Origin of the sequence: Algivirga pacifica, from assembly GCF_039543525.1 — a bacterium.
Taxonomy (GTDB): domain Bacteria; phylum Bacteroidota; class Bacteroidia; order Cytophagales; family Flammeovirgaceae; genus Algivirga; species Algivirga pacifica.
Genome location: NZ_BAABJX010000034.1, coordinates 1 through 1,903, shown reverse-complemented (window position 1 = coordinate 1,903; position 1,903 = coordinate 1). Strand labels below are relative to the sequence as shown.

The 1,903-nt window shown below is 38.3% G+C and carries 2 protein-coding genes; both read right to left on the bottom strand.

From position 1 onward, the window contains the following. Positions 1-151: 151 nt before the first annotated feature. The gene (locus ABD985_RS11840; RefSeq protein WP_345371984.1) at positions 152-1,186 is read right to left on the bottom strand and encodes an NAD-dependent epimerase/dehydratase family protein; all 1,035 of its coding nucleotides are present in this window, start codon (positions 1,184-1,186) and stop codon (positions 152-154) included. A gap of 22 nt (positions 1,187-1,208) precedes the next feature. Beyond that, positions 1,209-1,903 (bottom strand): TetR/AcrR family transcriptional regulator (locus ABD985_RS11835; RefSeq protein ID WP_345371982.1); only part of this gene is annotated, 695 nt, incomplete at its 5' end.

The window sequence follows — 1,903 nt, the reverse complement described above, 5'->3', positions numbered from 1 at the left end:
CTTGAGTACTCTCCTCAGGATAATTATGTTTTATCCAAAGATTAACTGAGCGAAAGCTCAGTTAAAAATTGAAAATTGATCATTGAAAATTATAAAAGCAGTTCAGTAGGCTTTTTTACTCACAGACAATTAACCGTGATAAACTCTAATACTATTTTATTAGCTGAAGTGTTTCCATTTGATTCACCATATCGGTCATGGTTTTCTCAATAGGGGTGTATGTCAAGCCCAAAGTGAGACTTTTAGTATTATTCAGCTTTAAAGGGATACCTACATTTTTCTTTACGTAGGTGGTCGATAGTCCAAACATCCACCCGGTAAGATAAAGCATAAATTTAGGTGCTTGATATTTTGGAAGAAGATACTTCTTGCCGAATACTTTGCGAAGAATACTTCCTACTTGTAATACAGTATAAGTGTTTTCTGCCAATAGATGTCTTCCTTCTGCTTCTTGGTTTTCTCCTGCTAGAATATGTGCTTTGGCAACATCTCTTACATCTACCCATCCGAAGGTCAGGTCAGGAGCCATAAACATTTGTCCTCCTAGAAATTGCTTCATGAAGTTAAGACTTTCAGAGTCGGTGGAAGGGGTTAGGGTTGGTCCCATGACAAAGGAAGGATTAAGTACAACAAGCTTCCATTGCTCTTGCTCTTTTTCCATTTTCCAGGCTTCTTTTTCGGCTAATACTTTGGAGTAGGAATAAGGTTGATGTGTTAGGCTGCTACTTTCGTTAAAAAAGCGTTCATCCAATGCGTCAACACCTCTCTCTTGAAGATCCGTATTATCACCCATGATCGCTACCACACTACTGGTAAGAACTACTCTTGTAACAGTTTCTGAGCGAGTAGCGGCATTCAATACGTTGCGCGTGCCGATCAAGGCAGGGTCCACTAGATCTTTCTGAGGATTCTTTACATCGAGCATAAAAGGGGAGGCCATATGATAAATGGTTTCACATCCCTTGGCAGCAGCATCAAAAGAACCTTCTTTTAATAAGTCAGCTTCCCATAGTTCTATATTGCCTTTGGCATTAGCAGCAATGTCGTGAAGGTGACTTACTTTTTTGGTATTGTTCTTATCTCGGACTGCAATACGAACGGTATAACCTTTTTCTAATAGACCTTTGACTACCCAAGAACCCAGGTATCCTGAGCCTCCAGTGACTAATATGGTTGATTTGTTCATGGTGATTATAGTTTAGATTTAATTATGCTTTTATTCCTTTCCATATAATATCAAAGGCTTCCTGTACCATATCATGATCGACTGATTGTAAGTCTTTGTCATTGATATGAATTTTAACCAATGTTCCTATATTACTATAGATCATCTCAGACAGAAGTCGGAGGTTAATGGTTCTGATCTGTTGACTTCTGATGCCCTCCGCAAGAAAGTCAATGGCCGGTTGGTAAAACTCCTTTCCTTTCAGTGTCGTTTCTTCATCAATAATAGGGGTATTGATAATTTGTTCCCCAAACTGAAATTTCAAGGGATGCTTGATGTAATATTGAAATAAGTCTACCCAAAATGTGTTGAGCTTTTCTTTAAACCCAATGTCTTGGGTTAAAGCATTTTGGGTAATTCGTCCTAGTTCCGCTTTAAGGCCTAGGTATAGCTCTACTAGTATTTTTTCTTTACTGGAGAAATGGTGATAGATAGTTCCTGTTGCTACTCCCGAAACCTTAGAAATGAGTGACATAGGAGTATCGTGTACACCTCTTTCTGCAATTAATTGCAACATGGTATCCAGTATTTTTTCTTTTTTTGTCATTTGGATTGAATGTTCGTTCGGTATAAAGGTAAGAGTTTGGAGGGATAATGTCAAAGACTGTAGTTTGGTATGTTTTTGAAGAAGGAAGAAGGAAGAAGGAAGAAGGAAGAAGGAAGAAGGAAGAAGGAAGA

Excerpts from the sequence above, each read along its gene's own strand:
- ABD985_RS11840 (WP_345371984.1), bottom strand. The coding sequence starts at position 1,186 with ATGAACAAATCAACCATATTAGTCACTGGAGGCTCAGGATACCTGGGT.